Origin of the sequence: Lawsonibacter asaccharolyticus, assembly GCF_022453915.1 — a bacterium.
Classification (GTDB): domain Bacteria; phylum Bacillota; class Clostridia; order Oscillospirales; family Oscillospiraceae; genus Lawsonibacter; species Lawsonibacter asaccharolyticus.
Map to the genome: position 1 here is coordinate 2344248 of NZ_CP091870.1, position 17072 is coordinate 2361319.

Annotated in this window: 16 protein-coding genes and 1 tRNA gene; 10 read left to right on the forward strand and 7 right to left on the reverse strand. The window is 56.8% G+C overall.

The genetic code is table 11. The features are described 5' to 3' along the window. Nucleotides 1-3: 3 nt before the first annotated feature. On the forward strand, nt 4-420 hold the full coding sequence (locus tag L9O85_RS11230) for a hypothetical protein (protein WP_108980717.1): 417 nt from the start codon (nt 4-6) through the stop codon (nt 418-420). Nucleotides 421-560: 140 nt separating this feature from the next. Here L9O85_RS11230 and L9O85_RS11235 read toward each other — a convergent pair whose 3' ends face one another. After that, entirely contained in the window at nt 561-2090 is a 1530-nt protein-coding gene (locus L9O85_RS11235; RefSeq protein WP_077138725.1) for a 4Fe-4S dicluster domain-containing protein, read from the reverse strand. A gap of 286 nt (nt 2091-2376) precedes the next feature. Between L9O85_RS11235 and L9O85_RS11240 the strand changes: the two genes are divergently transcribed. Further along, the gene (locus L9O85_RS11240) at nt 2377-3459 is read left to right on the forward strand and encodes a hypothetical protein (protein ID WP_301578623.1); all 1083 of its coding nucleotides are present in this window, start codon (nt 2377-2379) and stop codon (nt 3457-3459) included. An 86-nt stretch (nt 3460-3545) separates the two neighbouring features. Here the strand turns inward: L9O85_RS11240 and pyk are convergent, their stop codons facing one another. Next, complete coding sequence (gene pyk, locus L9O85_RS11245; RefSeq protein WP_050623679.1) at nt 3546-4988, reverse strand: pyruvate kinase; 1443 nt, start codon at nt 4986-4988, stop codon at nt 3546-3548. Nucleotides 4989-5313: 325 nt separating this feature from the next. On the opposite strand from pyk, the gene L9O85_RS11250 reads away from it, so the two are divergent. Next, a tRNA-Thr gene (locus tag L9O85_RS11250) sits at nt 5314-5389 on the forward strand. A gap of 141 nt (nt 5390-5530) precedes the next feature. Here the strand turns inward: L9O85_RS11250 and L9O85_RS11255 are convergent. Then, a complete protein-coding gene (locus L9O85_RS11255) occupies nt 5531-5782 on the reverse strand; it encodes a hypothetical protein (RefSeq protein ID WP_276756788.1) in 252 nt (83 codons plus the stop codon). 748 nt (nt 5783-6530) lie between these two features. On the opposite strand from L9O85_RS11255, the gene L9O85_RS11260 reads away from it, so the two are divergent. The 6 genes from L9O85_RS11260 to phnX all read left to right on the forward strand — a co-directional run bounded on the left by L9O85_RS11260 (nt 6531) and on the right by phnX (nt 12958). Then, complete coding sequence (locus tag L9O85_RS11260) at nt 6531-7412, forward strand: MurR/RpiR family transcriptional regulator (protein WP_108980707.1); 882 nt, start codon at nt 6531-6533, stop codon at nt 7410-7412. A 197-nt stretch (nt 7413-7609) separates the two neighbouring features. Continuing rightward, nucleotides 7610-8380: an ABC transporter ATP-binding protein gene (locus L9O85_RS11265; RefSeq protein WP_301578625.1), complete on the forward strand. Its 771-nt coding sequence runs from the start codon at nt 7610-7612 to the stop codon at nt 8378-8380. 9 nt (nt 8381-8389) lie between these two features. Then, nucleotides 8390-10042: an ABC transporter permease subunit gene (locus L9O85_RS11270; RefSeq protein ID WP_301578627.1), complete on the forward strand. Its 1653-nt coding sequence runs from the start codon at nt 8390-8392 to the stop codon at nt 10040-10042. Beyond that, nucleotides 10042-11043: an extracellular solute-binding protein gene (locus tag L9O85_RS11275; RefSeq protein WP_301578628.1), complete on the forward strand. Its 1002-nt coding sequence runs from the start codon at nt 10042-10044 to the stop codon at nt 11041-11043. The genes L9O85_RS11270 and L9O85_RS11275 overlap by 1 nt, the downstream gene beginning before the upstream one ends. A 20-nt stretch (nt 11044-11063) precedes the next feature. Further along, nucleotides 11064-12170, forward strand: a complete 1107-nt coding sequence (locus tag L9O85_RS11280; protein ID WP_301578630.1) for a 2-aminoethylphosphonate--pyruvate transaminase — start codon at nt 11064-11066, stop codon at nt 12168-12170. Beyond that, nucleotides 12167-12958 (forward strand): phosphonoacetaldehyde hydrolase, encoded by a 792-nt coding sequence (gene phnX, locus L9O85_RS11285; RefSeq protein ID WP_108980702.1) that lies wholly within the window; start codon nt 12167-12169, stop codon nt 12956-12958. The genes L9O85_RS11280 and phnX overlap by 4 nt, the downstream gene beginning before the upstream one ends. Nucleotides 12959-13105: 147 nt before the next feature. On the opposite strand, the gene L9O85_RS11290 is transcribed toward phnX, so the two are convergent. Further along, nucleotides 13106-14722, reverse strand: coding sequence for a recombinase family protein (locus L9O85_RS11290; protein WP_002596236.1), 1617 nt, complete (start codon nt 14720-14722; stop codon nt 13106-13108). A gap of 225 nt (nt 14723-14947) precedes the next feature. Between L9O85_RS11290 and L9O85_RS11295 the strand changes: the two genes are divergently transcribed. Beyond that, nucleotides 14948-15148, forward strand: coding sequence for a hypothetical protein (locus L9O85_RS11295; protein WP_002596235.1), 201 nt, complete (start codon nt 14948-14950; stop codon nt 15146-15148). A gap of 64 nt (nt 15149-15212) precedes the next feature. Here the strand turns inward: L9O85_RS11295 and L9O85_RS11300 are convergent, their stop codons facing one another. Genes L9O85_RS11300 through L9O85_RS11310 form a run of 3 tightly spaced genes read right to left on the reverse strand, consistent with a single transcriptional unit; the run spans nt 15213 to nt 17055 of the window. Then, nucleotides 15213-15407: a transposon-encoded TnpW family protein gene (locus L9O85_RS11300; protein WP_002596234.1), complete on the reverse strand. Its 195-nt coding sequence runs from the start codon at nt 15405-15407 to the stop codon at nt 15213-15215. Between the two features lie 14 nt (nt 15408-15421). After that, nucleotides 15422-16264 (reverse strand): ATP-binding protein, encoded by an 843-nt coding sequence (locus L9O85_RS11305; RefSeq protein ID WP_002596233.1) that lies wholly within the window; start codon nt 16262-16264, stop codon nt 15422-15424. Next, nucleotides 16261-17055, reverse strand: coding sequence for a replication initiator protein A (locus L9O85_RS11310; RefSeq protein ID WP_006356266.1), 795 nt, complete (start codon nt 17053-17055; stop codon nt 16261-16263). Before L9O85_RS11310 ends, L9O85_RS11305 begins: the two co-directional genes overlap by 4 nt. Between the last annotated feature and the right edge of the window lie 17 nt (nt 17056-17072).

A 17072-nucleotide genomic window follows, 5' to 3' on the forward strand; every position in this document is an offset into this window, starting at 1 on the left:
TGGATGACTCTGGAATTTACCAACAAGCAGTTTCGGCGCCTGCTGGACCTGGTCTATATCGGCAACTGGATCCTCAACTCCACACGGGGAGACCAGCGCTTCGCGGATTACGACGAGGTAGAAAGCCTTGTCTTCGGCAAGGCCCTGGTCAGCGGTATGCCCGCCCTGGCCGAGGTGTACGAGGGGGAGATCGTCCCCTCCCGCGCCTTTGCAGAGGGCGGCATCCACGAGGCCATCATGGAGTATGAGAACAACGTATTCTTCGATATTCTGGCCGAGGATCTGGCCCGCCGGGACATGGATGATGTCCCCATCGACGAGAGCAACTTTGCCGAGCTCACCAGCCGGATCGACGCCTACATCACCGAGTTCGAGGAGCATGGCACTGACAACATCCTGGTGGATGCCGAGGGGCTGTGACCCCGGGCGCAGCCAGAACGCGGCGCGGCCAAAAGGCCGCGCCGCGTTTCTGTGTCTGCTCCTGCCCTCTCTCCGCCCTGAAACAAGAGCCGGACGCCGGACCTGTATCCAGGTCCGGCGTCCGGCTTTCTGTCTGAGGCTCAGGCCTTCCGGGCCGTGCCCTCTGTTTTGGCCGCCGCCTCCGCCTTGGGCTGAGGCTTGGGCACAGGGACGACCTTCTCCCCCAGGCTGTCCTGGGGGACCAGCTCCCGGCCGGCCACCGCGTCGGTGATGCTGCGGCCGCTGGCCTGCTTAGCGTGGCCCTCCACATCCATCCGGTTGCGGGGGCTACGCACCAGACAGCCGGCCCCCTGGACACAGCCGCCGTCACAGGCCATGCCTTCGATAAAGTTGCCGTCCAGCACGCCCCGTTTCGCCTTCAGCAGGGCCACCTCGCAGGCTTCGATGCCGCTGCACGGCACTGCCTTCAGCTGAAACTCCTTATCCAGCCCCTTCTCCTTCAGGGCCTCCGCCACCGCCTGGGCCACACCGCCGCTGCGGGCGAAGTTCCGGCCGAAGGGGCTTGCCTCGTCCAGCGGGGCCTCCTCCAGGGATTCCAGGTCGATGCCGCGGGACTCGAACATGGCGAACAGCTCCTCGTAGGTCAGGGCGCAGTCAATGGCGTTCATGGTGCGGCCCAGCTGGAACTCCTTCTTTTTCGCCACGCAGGGGCCGATGAAGATCACCTTGGCATCCGGGTCCTTCTCCTTGATGTGCAGACCGATCATCACCATAGGGGACGGGGTGCGGGAGATCAGATTCTCCATCTCCGGGTGCTTTTTCTTGATGTACCCCACAAAGCCGGGACAGCAGGAGGAGCACAGCATCCCCTTCTCCACCAGCTCTTCCGACTCCCGATCTGCCACCATATCAGCCCCCAGAGCCACCTCGGCCACTCCGTTGAAGCCCAGCTTCTTCAATCCGGCCACCACCTGGCCGTAGGAGGCGGGGGCGAACTGCCCCACGATGGAGGGGGCCAGCACGGCATAGGTCTTGTAGCCCCAGTGCTCAGCACCCATGATCATGTGGATGGCATCGGTGATGAAAGACTTGTCCTGAATCGCGCCGAATGGGCACTGATACACACAGTTCCCGCAGGCGATGCACTGGCTCACGTCAATGGATGCTTTCCGGTCCGGGCCCATGGAGATGGCCTTGGCCGGGCAGCCCTTCTCACAGGGCCTCTGGGTCTTGAGAATGGCGCTGTACTGACAGGCGGATACACATCGGCCGCAGGAGATGCACTTTTCATGGTCGATACAGGCCCGGTGATTCACAATAGTGATGGCATCCTTGGGGCAGGCATGGACGCACCGCGTGGCCAGGCATCCCCGGCAGGAGGGCCCCACGGTGATCTCGGTCACCGGACACTCGTCACAGGCGATAGGCAGCACCTCCACCAGGCAGGGGTTGCTCTTGTCCCCTCCCATAGCCAGCTTGACCCGGCTGTTAATGATGGCCCGCTCCTTATAAATACAGCAGCGCAACGTGGCCGTGGGCCCGGGGATGATCTTCTCCGGGATGTCCAGAATAGCAGTCCCGGTCTGGAGCCTGTCCTCCCAGGTCAGGCGGGCCACCTCTGTAAGCACCGCGGTCTTCAATTCCTGGATCTTCGTTTCAAATGTACGCATTGTCTCCCTCTTCTCTCTGCCAGTCCCGTTTTCCCGGTTTTTCCGCTGGCATCTTCTCTTCTTCCCTCAACTTTTGCAAGTTTTCTTTCATTTTTTATGTCATTTTATCGCAACTCTTCCACCTCTGTCAATACAAATTTCCAACAGTTTTCCACCCATGTTTCTTTTTCTCTTTGGTCACCCAAGTCCCGCCGCACCTCTCCCCCCTCCGCCGCATAGTCTGAGATAGAAAATCAGAGGCACGGGGGAAATTTTCCCTCCGGCGCCCAAAAACGGAGGGTCGGCCATGTCACCTGTCAATTCGATACAGTATTTTCTGGGGGCAAACTCCCCCACAGGATTCTATTCTCTCTACGACCAGCTTCTTCCGCCGGAGCAGGCCTCCGCCATCTACATCCTGAAGGGCGGCCCCGGCTGTGGGAAATCCACCATGATGCGCCGCGTGGCTGCCCTGGCCCAGGAGGCAGGCGAGCCCGTGGAGTACATCCTCTGCTCCGGTGACCCAGATTCCCTGGATGCCATCCTCCTCCCAGGCAAAAAGGCCGCTCTGGTGGACGGCACCGCCCCCCATGTGGTGGAGCCGAAATATCCAGGGGTGGTGGAGCAGTACATCAATCTGGGGAAGTGCTATGACCACAACGGGATGGAGGGACTCCGCACCGCCATTATTTCCTGTATGCGAGGCTACAAGGGGCACTACCAGCGGGCATACCGCTGTCTGGATGCGGCTGCCGAGCTGATGTACGACGTCCGCTCCACCTTGGACTCCGACGCGCTGGAGGAAAAGCTGTCCAAACGCGCCCGGGGCATCCTGGATCGGGAGCTGAAGCCCCGGAAGGGGGCGCCCGCCGGCACGGTGAAACAGCGTTTTCTCGGCGCCGTCACCCACCGCGGGCAGATGTGCCTCTGGGGGACAGTGGAGTGCCAGTGCCAGCGGATCTATGAGCTCTCCGACCGGTATGGCTTGGCCCACCGAATGCTGGCCCATCTGCTCTCGGGTGCCCTGAAGGCAGGCTATGATGTGGTGGCCTGCCCCTCTCCCATGGCGCCGGACCGGCTGGAACACCTGCTCATCCCCCAGCTCTCCCTGGCCTTTCTTTCCTCCTCCCCGGCGCACCCCTACCCCGGCAAGGCCTATCGTCGCCTCCTTCTGGACAACGCCGTCTCCGCCGATCTGCTCCGCCGCAGCAGGCCCCGGCTGCGCTTCTCCCAAAAGATCACCAGCGCCCTGATGGATGAGGCTGTGGATTCCCTCTCCCAGGCCAAGGCCATGCACGACGACCTGGAGGCCCTCTATCACCCCTATGTCAACTTCGAACTGGTAGACGAGACCGCCCTCGCCATTGCTGCGGAGCTCTCCCTCCTTTGAAAGCTGTTTTCTACAGCAAAGCGGCACGCCGTCCCAGATGGCGTGCCGCTTTGTTATGGTGGTCCTATAAAAAGGGGGCCCATCCCTCAGATCTTCTCTCCTACCACTTGGGCCTTGATCAGGTTGGTGGTCCCGCTCTGCCCGATGGGCACACCGGCAGTGATCACCACTGTATCCTCTGCGGACACCACCTCTTCCTTTCTGGCACACTCCACACACAGGGAAAGCAGGCGGTCTGTGGAGTCCACTGACCCGAACAGGAATGGGTGGACACCCCAGGTAATGGCCAGCTGGCGGCGCACCCGCTCCGTAGTGGTGAATGCGGCGATGGTGCAGCCTGGGCGGAAGCGGGAGATCACCCGGGCAGAGTTTCCCGACTGCGTGGCCACTAGGATGGCCTTCGCCTCCAGATCCAGTGCCGTAGTGCAGCAGCTGTGGCTGATGGCATCGCTGATGGGGCGTTCCGCCCGCTTGGAGAACCCCATCTTCTGGAACCTGCCCCAGTAGTTGATGGCCTGCTCCGCCGCCAGCACAGTGTCCGCCATGGTGCGCACAGCCTCCAGGGGATATTTGCCCGACGCGGTCTCCCCAGAGAGCATGACGCAGGAGGTCCCATCGAATACAGCATTTGCCACGTCGGAGACCTCCGCCCGAGTGGGTCTGGGGTTTCTCATCATGGAGTCCAGCATCTGGGTGGCCGTGATAACCGGCTTCCCCTGGTGAATACACTTGGCGATCATCTCTTTCTGGAGCACAGGCACCTGGCAGGCAGGCACCTCCACCCCCAGGTCTCCCCGGGCCACCATCAGCCCGTCTGAGGCCTCGATGATCTCGTTCAGGTTGTCCACACCCTCCAGGTTCTCGATCTTGGAGATAATCCTGATCCCCTGTCCACCGTGCCGGCACAGTTCCTCCCGGATATCCTCCACATCCTCCGCCTTGCGGACAAAGGAGGCCGCCACATAGTCAAAGTCCTGCTCCACCGCGAACCGGAGGTCCTCCCGGTCCTTTTCCGTCAGCGCCGGCAGATGAATATGTACGTTGGGGATGTTGATGCTTTTGTTGTTGGAGAGAACGCCCCCGTTCTCCACCTCACAGTGGATCTCCGGCCCTCTCACCTCTTTGACCAGCAGATCCACCAGTCCGTCGTCCACCAGGATGTGGCAGCCGGGCTCCACTTCGTTTGCCAGGTTCTGATAGGTCACTGACACCCGTCCGGCATCGCCCTCTACCTCTTCCGTGGTCAGGATGAAGGGGGCGCCCCGTTCCAGGCTCACCGGGCCGTCCCGGAAGGCCTTGATGCGGATCTCCGGGCCCTTCGTGTCCAGAATCGTGGCCACCGGGCGCCCCAGCTCATCCCGCACCCGCTTCAGCTTTTGCAGCGTGGCCAGCTGGGACTCGTGCGTGCCATGGGAAAAGTTGAATCTTGCCGCGTTCATGCCAGCCAGAATCAGCTGGCGCAGGGTCTCCTCATCGTCCACAGAGGGCCCCAGTGTGCATATGATCTTTGTCTTTCTCAATTCAGGCATAACTGTTACCTCTTTCCCTGTTTCCTTGCAATTGTCTCGCTTCTTCCGCCCCCTATCATACTACATTTTTTGCCGTTTGAATATTTGTTTTCTGTTAAAATCCCGGGGAACGGGGCGCGGTGCGGCGAGAAAAAACTGCGGCTGCTATTTTCGAAATCAGACAGTTTAGACAAATCAGCGTTTTCCTCTTGACGCACTCCGGTTTTCTGCGTATAATATTTAAGCACATATCTCAGCGCAGCAAAATTATGTTTTATTCCGTGTGCGCCGTCTGCCCGCCCTCCAGAGCCAGTCATCCCAGACAGGGCCCAGACGTTTCTGATACGCTGGAATAGCTCAGTCGGTAGAGCAGCTGATTCGTAATCAGCAGGTCGCGTGTTCAAGTCACGTTTCCAGCTCCAAAACACCCCGCAAACATACTCGTTTGCGGGGTGTTTTTGCGCCCTTTTGCGGGATACATCAGGGCCTTGGCCCACAAGCTGAAAGAAGCGGAAAGCACTGGAGAAAAGGGATTTTCCTTTTCTCCGGTGCTTTTTCTGTGCTCACATGACATGCGTCATAAAACTGCCCATCTTCTCCGCCGCCTGCTCCTGCACCAGCAAATTCACCGCTTCTTGGGGGATGGAGATTTTTCGGGCATAGGTCGCTGTCTTGGGCCGAGTCACCTTGATCCCTCCGCCCTGGACGACCCACTTGGATACCAACAGTGCTTTGCGCTCCACCTCCAGATTGCTCCAGAGCAGGGCGGCCAGTTCGCCTTTCCGCAGGCCGCTGATTCGTTCCACAAAGAACACAGGGAGCATCCAGCGGGTATCTGCCTTCCTTGAGGCAGGCGCAATGTCCTTTTGCTACAGTTCTTACTGCATCATTGCAAATGGATATCAGGAAGAGAGCCTTCCTTTAAATATTTCGATATATTTTACAAAGAATTTACCGCAGTGCGGTAGCTGAAAAAGCTTTGCTGATATACGATATGTTTCTGGCCCGGTCATAAAAGAAGCATTAAGGAGAAAAACAAGCTGAGCTTGTGCGCGAAAAGCCTGCGGGGGATGGAAAGGCCATCGCCATGATGCTGCATTTCAGCAGCCTCACCACAGCCAGGTTTCAACTGATGGTCACGCTGTTGAAACTTGCCTGGCAAAACCAGAATTTCCTGGAAGTCTGGCGGTGTGCTCCCGCTGTATTCTGTCGAAAATGCCCTCTGAGGCTCGGCCCAGATTGGGCCGAGCCTCAGAACACAATACAAAGATTAGGGCGCTGGGAAGGAAATGGTTCAAACAGTACATCTATCTGCCGCCCAATCTTTCCTCCGGTCTGCTGTCCATCATTACTGCGGGGGAGCGTGTACCTTTTATTGGGTGCGGTTGCAAAAGGTGCACGCCTTGCCCGCATCATTGACAGAGTAGCCGACCACGGTAATCAGCTGTGATCCGCATCAAAAAAATTCAGTATTTATTACAAATGGACCACTAATATTTTGTAATAACACGCACTTAAAAAACTTGGACCATGTAAATTTATTACAAAGCGAGGAGCAGGAAAATGCAACATGACATACAGGTTTTAGACCGAGTGAAAAGCGCTTATGCTACCCTGCGCCCCTCGGAGCAGCGGGTGGCAGACCAGGTGCTGGCTGATCCGGAGAAGTGCACCCGGTGCACCATCGCAGAACTGGCAGATCAAGTACAGGTAAGCCAGCCAACGGTGGTCCGGTTTGTGCAGGCGCTTGGCTTTGACGGCTACCGGAGCTTCAAATACTGCCTGCTGCGGGACCGGAGTGGAAAATCTCCAAAGAGCCCCTACTTTGACCACCTGGGTGACTTTGACCTCAAGCCCTGGGACCGCCTGGAGGACCTTCCCCTCAAGGAGACGCGTATTGCGGGGAGACTGTTGGAGGACGCGCTGAAATTCCTCTCCGCCGATGCCCTGAGCCGAGCAGTTCGGATGCTGGCTACAGCCCGGACCATTGACATCTATGGGGTGGAAAACTCCGTCACACCCGCCAGCGATCTGCTCACAAAACTCACCTACCTGGGCCTCAACTGCCGGATGCACACCGACACCTATCTCCAGCAGATCTCTGCCGCCCATCTGGGAGTAGCAGATGTGGCGGTTGCAGTGTCCCATTCCGGGTGCTCCATTGATACTGTTAAGGCGCTTAAGCAGGCACGAAAGGCCGGGGCAGGCACCATTGCCATCACCAGTCCCAAAGAGCCCCTGCTGGGGAAATATGCTGACGTGTGCCTGAGCACCGGAGGGCGTGCCCTGTCCATCTACGGCAGCGCCATCTTTTCGCGTATCCCGGATCTGGCGGTGGTAGATCTTCTGTACATGGGGATCATCCAAAGCGACTATGAGCGATTTTCCCGCAGTCTTGACAAAAGCGGTGCGGTGATTGCCGACCGGGGATACGGAGACGAATAACAAATCGTTCTCCCTTCCGTGTAAGTTCCTTACACAGAAGGGAGGTTTTTTTGAGCGTTTTTTACTTTTTTATTACAAAAACTTAAATTTGAAGTGCTTGTTTGTTCCGCAATAAAACTGGTAGTATGATGCCGCCGCCGGAAGGATACGGCGGCACGGAACAACAGAATACTTTTCCGAGAGAGGAGCAATATTTTATGCTGGAACTGGAACACATCCAGAAATCCTTTGACGGTGTGCCGGTGCTGAAGGATATCTCCCTGCAGGTGGCAGACGGAGAGATTGTCTCCATTCTGGGGCCATCCGGCTGCGGCAAGACTACACTGCTGAATTTGATCCTTGGCATTGTGGATGCTGACAGCGGCCGGATTTGTTACGACGGGCAGAACCTGACCCGTACCCCCATGGAGAAGCGGGGCTTCAACATTGTCTTTCAGGACTATGCTCTGTTTCCCAATCTGAACGTCCTCCAGAACATCACTTACGGTCTGCGCAACAAGCCGGGGATCTCTACCAAAGAAGAGGTGGAGGAGCTCATCGACCTGCTGGGCCTGCGGGAGCATTTGAGCAAGCGCATTGACCAGCTCTCCGGCGGGCAGAAGCAGCGGGTGGCTCTGGCCCGGACTATGGTGATGAAACCTCGGATCCTGCTGCTTGATGAGCCGCTGTCCGCTCTGGATGGAGTGATCAAGGAGTCCATCAAGGACCGGATCAAGACCATCGCCCGGGAGTATCACCTGACCACCATCATCGTCACCCACGACCCGGAGGAGGCCCTGACCCTCTCTGATCGGGTACTGATCATCGAGCAGGGCACCATCTCCCAATACGCCAAGCCGGAGGAAATTGTTCACCAGCCTAAAAACGACTTCGTGCGTAAGTTCATCCTCAACCAGTTGGAGATCAAGCGCAACAACATCTATGCCCTGTTTGGCGACTGCCCCACATGGGCCGTCCAGGCAGGATAAGGGGAAACCATGACACGGACCAATCGTGAACTGAAACTGATTTTCGCGGTCATTGTTGTCCTGTTTGCTGTGTTCCTGGCCGGCCCAATTCTGATCTTGTTGGGAAAGTCCCTGTGGGACGGGGGACTGACCGGAGAATTTTATGCCTCGGTACTGTCGCAGAAGGGATTTCTCCCGGCCCTGGGCAACAGCTTCGCGGTAGCCGGGGCCTCGGCGGCAGCGGCCACGCTGCTGGCCTTTCTGCTGGCCTATGGGGTGCACTACACCGGCCTGCCCAAGTGGAGCAAGCGGCTTATCACCTCTGTGGCCACCCTGCCCATGTTTTTGCCCACCATTACCTATGGCTTTGCCATCATCTATTCCTTTGGCAAGCAGGGCCTCATCACCCGCCTTCTGGGGCGGCAGCTGTTTGATATTTACGGCTTTTTCGGCCTGATGGTGGGCTATGTGATCTACACCATTCCCGTAGCCTTTTTGCTCATCCACAATACCATGGGATTTGTGGACAAAAAGACCCTCACCGTCTCCAAGGTAATGGGTGACAAGGCTCTGTCCACTTTCTGGATCGCGGTGCTGCGCCCCCTGCTGGGGACCTTTGCCGGAGCCTTTATCCAGGCCTTCTTCCTGTGCTTTACCGACTTTGGTATTCCTGCCTCGGTGGGCGGAGGCTATGAGGTCATCGCCACCCTGCTCTATAACCAGATGCTGGGGGGTATCCCCGACTTCAACCGGGGCGCGGTCATCGCCATGGTAATGCTGATCCCCTCCATCGGCAGCATCTGCATTCTGCAGATCCTGGAGCGGTTCAACATCCGGTATAGCCGGATTTCCAACGCGGATCTGCGGAAAAATTCTCTGCGGGATGTGGGATGGGGCCTGTCCGGTACCGTAATTTCCGCGGGAATTCTGGCCATTTTTGCCGTGATCTTTGTGGTTCCCACGGTGGAGGAGTGGCCCTACCAGACCGGATTCTCCTTGGAGCACTTCCAGACGGTCCTCTCAGACAGCAGCCTGCTGGCCGCCTATGGGCATTCCCTGCTCATGGCACTGCTGACCGCTGCCGCCGGTACGCTGATTGCCTACGGAGCGGCCCTCATCACCGCCCGAAGCAGCCTGGGCCGGAGATATAAGCGGACCATTGAGAGCATTGCTCTGGTGACCAACGCCATCCCTGGTATGGTGCTGGGTGTGGCCTACCTGTTCCTCTTCTCCGGAACCAGTTTGCAGAACACCCTGCTGTTGATGGTTTTGTGCAACATTGTGCACTACTTCTCCACCCCCTACCTGATGATGAAGAACGCCCTGTCCAAAATGAACGCCGGGTGGGAGACCACCGCCATGCTCATGGGGGACAGCTGGCTGAAGACCATTTTGCGGGTGGTCACGCCAAACGCTCTGTCCAGTCTCATCGAGGTGTTCAGCTACTACTTCATCAACTCCATGGTCACCATCAGCGCCCTTATCTTCATAGCCGGGGCCAGGACCATGGTCCTTACCACTATGATCAAACAGCTGCAGTATGTCAACCGCTTCAATGAGGTGTTTGTACTGTCCCTGTTGATTTTAGCCACCAATCTGGCGGCCAAGGCGCTGTTCTCCTGGCTGGCCGGGTATCGATCCAAACACAGTTCTAAAACGACAAAAAAGGAAGGGATTCTGTGATGAATTACAAAAAAATGATGTCCATTGGTCTGTCTGCGGCCCTGAGCCTCTCCCTGCTGACCGCCTGCGGAGGAAACAACAGCGCCGGAAACAGCGGAGAAAAGCAGGTGGTGATCTACTCCAATGCCGATGAGGAGGCGGTCACCGCCATGAAGAACGCCTTGGACGGCAACGGTTATGAGGGCAAGTACATTTTCCAGACCTACGGCACCTCCGAGCTGGGGGGTAAGCTGCTGGCGGAAGGGACAAATCTGGAGGCCGACCTGGTGACCATGAGCACCTTCTACCTCCAGAGCGCCCAGGAGCAGAACAGCATGTTCCTGCCTCTGGACTTTGAAGTGAATACCCTCACTGAGGTTCCCGACTACACCGCCCCCATCACCTCTCAGGAGGGCGCCATCATCCTCAACACTGAGCTGATGGCCTCCGAGGGCCTGCCCACTCCCACCAGCCTGAAGGACCTGGCTGACCCGATCTACGCGGGTCAGGTGTCGGTCACGGACATCCAGTCCTCTTCCACCGCATGGCTGCTCATCCAGGCCCTGGTGGATGCCTACGGGGACGACGGAGCTCAGGCGGTTCTGTCCGGAATTTATGACAACTGCGGAGCTCACATCGAAACCTCCGGTTCCGGTCCCCTGAAGCTGTGCCGGGCTGGTGAGGTAGCCATTGGCTTCGGCCTGCGCCACCAGGCGGTGGCCGACAAGGCGGAGGGCCTGCCCATCGACTATGTGGACCCCGCCGAGGGCAACTTCTCCCTCACCGAGTCCGTGGCCGTGTTGGACAAGGGGGAGAGCACCAATCCCCTGGCCATGGAGATGGCCCAGTGTATCATTGAGAATGGCCGGGAGGAGCTCCTCCAGACCTACCCTAACCCCCTCTATGAGGGTGAGACCGCCGATCCTGCCAACCAGTCCGCCAACCCTTCCGTCTTTGACGAGCCTCTGACCTTTGAACTGTTCCAGGCCCACCAGCAGCTGTCCGAGTCTGCTAAGGGCTGATCGAAAGGAGCTTTCATACCATGAATACCTATAAACTGCTGACCCCCGGCCCTCTGACCACCACGGATACCGTAAAGCAGGAGATGTTGGTGGACCGCTGCACCTGGGATGACGACTACAAGGCCGTCACCCAGAAGATCCGCCGCCAGCTGCTGGAGCTGGCCCATGTCTCCGAGGATGACTACACTGCCGTGCTGATGCAGGGCAGCGGCACCTTCGGCGTGGAGAGCGTGCTCACCAGCGTGGTGGGCGACCAAGACAAGGTGCTCATCTGTTCCAACGGCGCTTACGGAAAGCGTATGACCGACATCTGCACCCACAGCCGCATCCCCTTTGTCCACTATGCTCAGGACTACGACAAGGTGCCTGACGCCGCCCATATGGCCCAATTGCTGGCCCAGGACTCCTCTATCACCCATGTGGCCATGGTCCACAGTGAGACCACCAGCGGGATCCTTAACGATATCCAGTCTGTGGGCAAAGTGGTCCGGGACGCGGGCAGGACATTCATTGTGGACGCCATGTCCTCCTTCGGCGGGGTGGATATCCCTGTGGCCGACTGGGGCATTGACTTCCTGGTGTCCAGCGCCAACAAGTGCATCCAGGGCGTGCCCGGCTTCTCTTTCATTCTGTGCCGCCGGGACAAACTGCTGGCAAGCGAGGGCAAGGCCCGCTCCCTGTCTCTGGACCTGCTGGACCAGTGGAAGGGGATGGAAAAGGATGGCAAGTGGCGCTTTACCTCTCCCACCCATGTGGTGCTGGCCTTTTCCAAGGCTCTGGATGAGCTGGCCCAGGAGGGCGGCATCCCCGCCCGGAGCCGCCGCTACACGGAAAACAACCGCCTGCTCATTGAGAAGATGCGGGCCATGGGCTTTGCTACCTACATTGACGGAAGCCACCAGGGCCCCATTATCACCACTTTCTTCTATCCTGCCGGGGTATCCTTCCGGTTTGAAGAGTTTTACCGTTACATCAAGGAGCGGGGATACGCCATCTACCCGGGTAAGCTCACCGAGATGGATACCTTCCGCATCGGCAACATCGGGGAAATTTACCCCGAGGATATTGACAAGCTGACCAGCGTCATTGCAGCCTTCCTGAAGGAGAGAAAGGAGCAGATCGCATGATTGAAGCGGTGATTTTTGACTGGGCAGGTACTACGGTGGATTACGGCTGCTTTGCTCCGGTGAAGGCCTTCATGGAGGCTTTTGCCCACCACGGAGTGCCCGTTACCATGGAGGAAACTCGTAAGCCTATGGGTATGCTCAAGAGGGACCATATCCGAACCATGCTGAATATGGAGCGCATCGCTGCGGAATGGAAACGGGTTCATGGCCACGAAGCCACCGAGGAGGATGTGGACGCTGTGTACGCCCAGTTTGAGCCCAAGCTGTTCTCCATTCTGGACCAGTACGCCGCCCCCAAGCCCTTTGCTGTGGAGACGGCAGCCAAGCTGCGGGAGATGGGGGTGAAGATCGGCTCCACCACCGGCTACACCGATGCCATGATGAATATTGTGGCGCCCAAGGCGGCCCAGCAGGGCTATGCCCCCGACTTCTGGATCAGCCCTGACGGAGTGGGGGGCAGGGGCCGCCCCTACCCCTACATGATCTTTGCCAACATGCAGGCCCTGGGACTTACTGCGGTAGGAAATGTGGTCAAGGTGGGGGATACCATCTCGGACATCAAGGAGGGCGTCAATGCCGGTGTGTGGACGGCAGGCGTTATCGAGGGCAGCTCCGAGCTAGGGCTGAGCCAGCAGGAGTACGAGGCCATGTCTCCCCAGGAGCGGGAGACGGCCTGCCAGAAGGTGGAGGAGCGATTCCGGAGGGCAGGTGCCCATTTTGTTGTCCGGGATCTGTCCCAGTTACCAGATCTGGTTCATGCTTGCGGCTTTAAGAACATGAGGAGATAACGCCTTTATCAAACAGTTCTCCACTTATAGGCTACAGTGATTCATGCCGTACCGTTTTGCTTATGTGTGATAAAGAAGCAATAGAAGTGCAAAAAATTTTGCCGTTCCTATCCGACACTTGGCCATTGTGTCGGATAGGTCGGGCGGTTATTCGGGCAAGTCAATCTTGCCGACAAAGCTGTAATAAATCTCAATGTCCTGCCTGCGGGTGCCGTTCTCATCATAGCTGCACTCATGCACCACAATTTTCTCGATCATTTCCCGCAAGAGAGTGGGGGTCAGTTCTTCAAAGGCAAGGTGCTTGCGGACAATGCCCATAAATTTCTCGGCGTTGACGGTAGCTGCCTGTGACTTGTCCAGTTCGGCTTGCAGGGCGGCGGCTCTCTTTTTCAGCTCCGCTTGCTCGGCTTCGTAGTCAGCCGACAGTTCCATGAAACGCTCATCGCTGATTTTGCCGTTTACATTGTCCTCATACAGCCGCTTGATAATGCGGCTGATTTCAGAAATGCGTTCCTGCGCCTGTTCAAGCTGCTTGATGGCTGCGGCGGTCTTTCGCTTGCCGCCGATCTCGTTCTGCTGGACAAGTAGTTTCACAAACCGGCTCTCATGCTTGGCTGCGTATTCGGTCACTTGCCGGAGATTTGCCAGGACACCAGCGGTCAACAGATCGGTGCGGATAAAGTGCGCCGTACAGTTGCGGGTGCGCTTCTTGTAGCTGCCGCAGATGTAGCAGTCCTGTTTGCGGTCTTTGTTCTGATACCGCTGCTGATACAGCACATGGCCGCAGTCGGCGCAGAACAAAATCCCGGAGAACAGCCCCACTTCATCGTAGCGGTTCGGGCGTTTGCGCTGTTTGCGTAACTCCTGCACCCGTTCCCATGTTTCCTTGTCGATGATCGGCTCATGGTGGTTCTCGAAAATGGCCTGCTTCTCGACGGGGTTCTCTATGCTGTGCTTGACCTTATAAGAAGGCTTTTCCGTTTTGAAGTTCACCAGACATCCGGTGTACTCTCGGTTTTCGAGGATATGAACGACGGTGTTGGTCGCCCATTTGCACTCATAGCCTGGGTGATAACGGCGGGTGCTGCCTGTCCGCTGATATTCCAGCGTCCCCGGCGTGGGGATTTGCTGCTCCGTCAGCATACGGGCAATCTTGGTCGGGCCGTTCCCGGCAAGGCAAAGCTGGTAAATCTGCTGCACCACCGGGGCGGCTTCCTCGTCTATAATAAAATTCTCGTCCTCGTCCATCACATAGCCGTAAACCGGCTTGCTGGTAACAGGCTTGCCGCTCATGCCTTTTGACTTTTTCACTGCCTTGATTTTCTTGCTCGTATCTCTCACCAGCCATTCATTGAACAGATTTCGCAGCGGGGTAAAATCGTTGTCCATGCCCTCGCTGGCACTGTCCACATTATCGTTGACAGCGATAAAACGCACACCCTTTTGAGGGAACAGCATTTCCGTGTAAAACCCTACCTGCAAGTAGTTTCGCCCTAACCGGCTCATGTCCTTGACGATGACCGTACCCACTTTCCCGGCTTCAATGTCCGCAAGCATGGCTTGAAATCCGGGCCGCTGGAAGTTCGCGCCGGAAAAACCGTCGTCGGTGTACCAGCGCAGATTGGTAAAGCCGTTCTGTTTTGCGTAGGTTTCGAGTATCCTTTTTTGGTTCGATATGGAATTACTCTCGCCTTGCAATTCATCCTCGTGGGACAATCTCGGATAAAGGGCGGTAATGAGGTTTTGGGTGGCTTGTCTTAACATAAAATCCTCCGTTTCCGACAGCCAGCCCCACTATTCCGTGGTTTCATTGTACCACGGAACGGCGGGGGCTGTACAGCGGCAAAAGCGTTAAATTTGCTTCTTTACAGCTTTTCAATTTTCCGATTTTTATGGTATGGGTTGTCGTCCCATATTTGCAGTAGAAAAGTTCATAACTCCGTGGTATACTCTGATTTAACAAAAAAATCAGAAGTTAAAGGAGAAAACATGAAGTATACAATAGATGAATTAACCGCGGCCAAAAGGCAAATTGATTCAACTCTGCACAAGCTAAGAGAAACAGTAAAAACATTTGAATCAAAGGATAATTCCGAGCGTTATAAATCACAAATCACATTGGCAAAGAGAAGAATAAAAGCCTTTGAAATTGCAAATTATTTTATAGAGAATGAGATTAAGAATTGCTAAAGCACTTCCGATTTTCGTTCCAGCGGTCATGCTCCCTGGCATGGCCGCTTTTCCATGCCCCGGTTCACGCCGGATAAGTCGGCTCCTGTGTAGCAGCGGCTTCCGCTTCCAGTACCCGCGCCATTTTGTCGGCGGCTGTGGTTGTGGTGTCTTTCTTGAAATAGCCGGACACGACAAGGACGGAATTGCCCATGCGGATTTCCGTCACACAGTCAGGGCGGCGGGTGGTGCGGGTGTCGTGCTGCTTGTTATCTGCCATAGGCAATACTCCTTTCAGTCGGTAATCAGTTTCTTCATGCTCTCCATTTTCCGCTTGGCGGTTTCCTGCCGGAAGTTGTCGCCGGTAAAGCGTACCGGGACGCACATGGAAAGCAGGCGGTCATAAATCCGGGAATGGGCGGTGTCCTCCGGGTTGTGCAGGTCGTCCAGCGTAAGGTTGGTCGTGACGATCAGCGGCTTGCCGCTGCGGTAACGGCTGTCAATCACATTGAACACCTGTTCCAGCCCGTATTCCGTCCCGCGTTCCATGCCGAAGTCGTCAAGGATCAGCAGCGGATAACGACAAAGGCGGGAAATGTACTCGTTGCGCCCCTCAAAGCTGGCGGCAAGGTCATTGAGGATAAGAGCAAAGTTCGTCATGCGGACGGGGATTTCTTTCTCCATGAGGGCGTTTGCGATACAGCCTGCAAGGTAGCTTTTGCCGGTGCCTACGCCGCCCCAGAACAGGCAGCCGATATTGTCTGTCCGCATATCTTCCCAATGCTCCACATACCGGCGGGCAAGCCCGGTCTGCGGGTTCCTGCCGTTGTCGTTCTCGAAAGTCCAGTCCCGCATGGTGGGGTCGGTAAAGCCCCGGCGTTTCAGTTCTTCCACGGTGTCAAGGTGTCTGCGCCGCTTTTCGGCGGCTTCCCGTTCCTCGCGGGCGGTTCTCTGGCAGTCGCACTCTGCCGGGTGGCGGTCGCGCCCGAAGATAGCGGCCTTATCCGGCGCAAAATAGGCTTCTTTCGGCTTGCGGCACTTGCCGCAGTACAGTAAACCGTCCTCGCCGGTGTAGTCCTCCGGCTCCGGGATGGTGGTCGTCATATTCTCCAAAACCGCGTTGATTTCATTCTTCATAAACTCTCGCCCTCCTTGCATGAGTAGTCTGGTATGCCCTTTTTAGGGGCTTCCTTTTTGTCGTTCCCCGCCCATATCCGCAGGGCGGCGGCATAGTTCTGGTAGCTTTTCCCGTTGGCGGCAAGGTAGCGGCTCATTTCCTCGATGAACCGTTCCAGCCTGTCAGGGTACTCTGCCTGCAACTCGTCGTATTCGGTCTGTGACAGAAAAATATTTCCATATCGGCCATAGGGCGCGGACGGCCCCCCACTCACTCCCTTTGTTTGGCTCTCTGTAAGGTTGTTTATAGTAGTTTGGTTAGGGGACGGTTTTCCGACCATCATAAGGTCGGTTTTCTGACCATCAGTAGGACGGTTTTCCGGCTCTATGAGGGGCGGACTTCCGGCCATCAGTTGGTCTGAAAACTGTACCTGTGGCACTGGCGGTACTTTGACATAAAGCCGGTTCGGTGCGGAGAAGCCGCCCCGTTCCCGTTCCAACAGCCCCGCCGTGTCCAGTTCATTAAGCGCCCCCTTGATGGTGGTGCTGCCTTTATCCAGTATTTCTGCTATCTCCGCGATGGGATAGATAATATAAATCCTGCCCTCGTCGTCCAGCCACTTGTTTTTCTGGGAGAGGGTGGAACGGTCTAACAGCAGCGAATACAGCAGCTTGGCGGTCTGTGAAATCTCCATTTTCAGCAGGAAACGGGGATACGGCAGATAGGCGGGCAGCCGCGTGTCTGCCCTGATATAATCAGCGATAGGATCACCTCCCTGTGTTCGGGTTGATTTTGGCGTATTGTCACGCATTAAAACGCCGTTTCCGG

Excerpts from the sequence above, each read along its gene's own strand:
- L9O85_RS11260 (WP_108980707.1), top strand. The coding sequence starts at position 6,531 with ATGCAACATGACATACAGGTTTTAGACCGAGTGAAAAGCGCTTATGCT.
- L9O85_RS11270 (WP_301578627.1), top strand. The coding sequence starts at position 8,390 with ATGACACGGACCAATCGTGAACTGAAACTGATTTTCGCGGTCATTGTT.
- L9O85_RS11280 (WP_301578630.1), top strand. The coding sequence starts at position 11,064 with ATGAATACCTATAAACTGCTGACCCCCGGCCCTCTGACCACCACGGAT.
- L9O85_RS11295 (WP_002596235.1), top strand. The coding sequence starts at position 14,948 with ATGAAGTATACAATAGATGAATTAACCGCGGCCAAAAGGCAAATTGAT.
- L9O85_RS11240 (WP_301578623.1), top strand. The coding sequence starts at position 2,377 with ATGTCACCTGTCAATTCGATACAGTATTTTCTGGGGGCAAACTCCCCC.
- L9O85_RS11275 (WP_301578628.1), top strand. The coding sequence starts at position 10,042 with ATGAATTACAAAAAAATGATGTCCATTGGTCTGTCTGCGGCCCTGAGC.
- L9O85_RS11265 (WP_301578625.1), top strand. The coding sequence starts at position 7,610 with ATGCTGGAACTGGAACACATCCAGAAATCCTTTGACGGTGTGCCGGTG.
- L9O85_RS11235 (WP_077138725.1), bottom strand. The coding sequence starts at position 2,090 with ATGCGTACATTTGAAACGAAGATCCAGGAATTGAAGACCGCGGTGCTT.
- L9O85_RS11230 (WP_108980717.1), top strand. The coding sequence starts at position 4 with ATGACTCTGGAATTTACCAACAAGCAGTTTCGGCGCCTGCTGGACCTG.
- L9O85_RS11310 (WP_006356266.1), bottom strand. The coding sequence starts at position 17,055 with ATGCGTGACAATACGCCAAAATCAACCCGAACACAGGGAGGTGATCCT.
- L9O85_RS11300 (WP_002596234.1), bottom strand. The coding sequence starts at position 15,407 with ATGGCAGATAACAAGCAGCACGACACCCGCACCACCCGCCGCCCTGAC.
- L9O85_RS11305 (WP_002596233.1), bottom strand. The coding sequence starts at position 16,264 with ATGAAGAATGAAATCAACGCGGTTTTGGAGAATATGACGACCACCATC.
- L9O85_RS11290 (WP_002596236.1), bottom strand. The coding sequence starts at position 14,722 with ATGTTAAGACAAGCCACCCAAAACCTCATTACCGCCCTTTATCCGAGA.
- pyk (WP_050623679.1), bottom strand. The coding sequence starts at position 4,988 with ATGCCTGAATTGAGAAAGACAAAGATCATATGCACACTGGGGCCCTCT.
- phnX (WP_108980702.1), top strand. The coding sequence starts at position 12,167 with ATGATTGAAGCGGTGATTTTTGACTGGGCAGGTACTACGGTGGATTAC.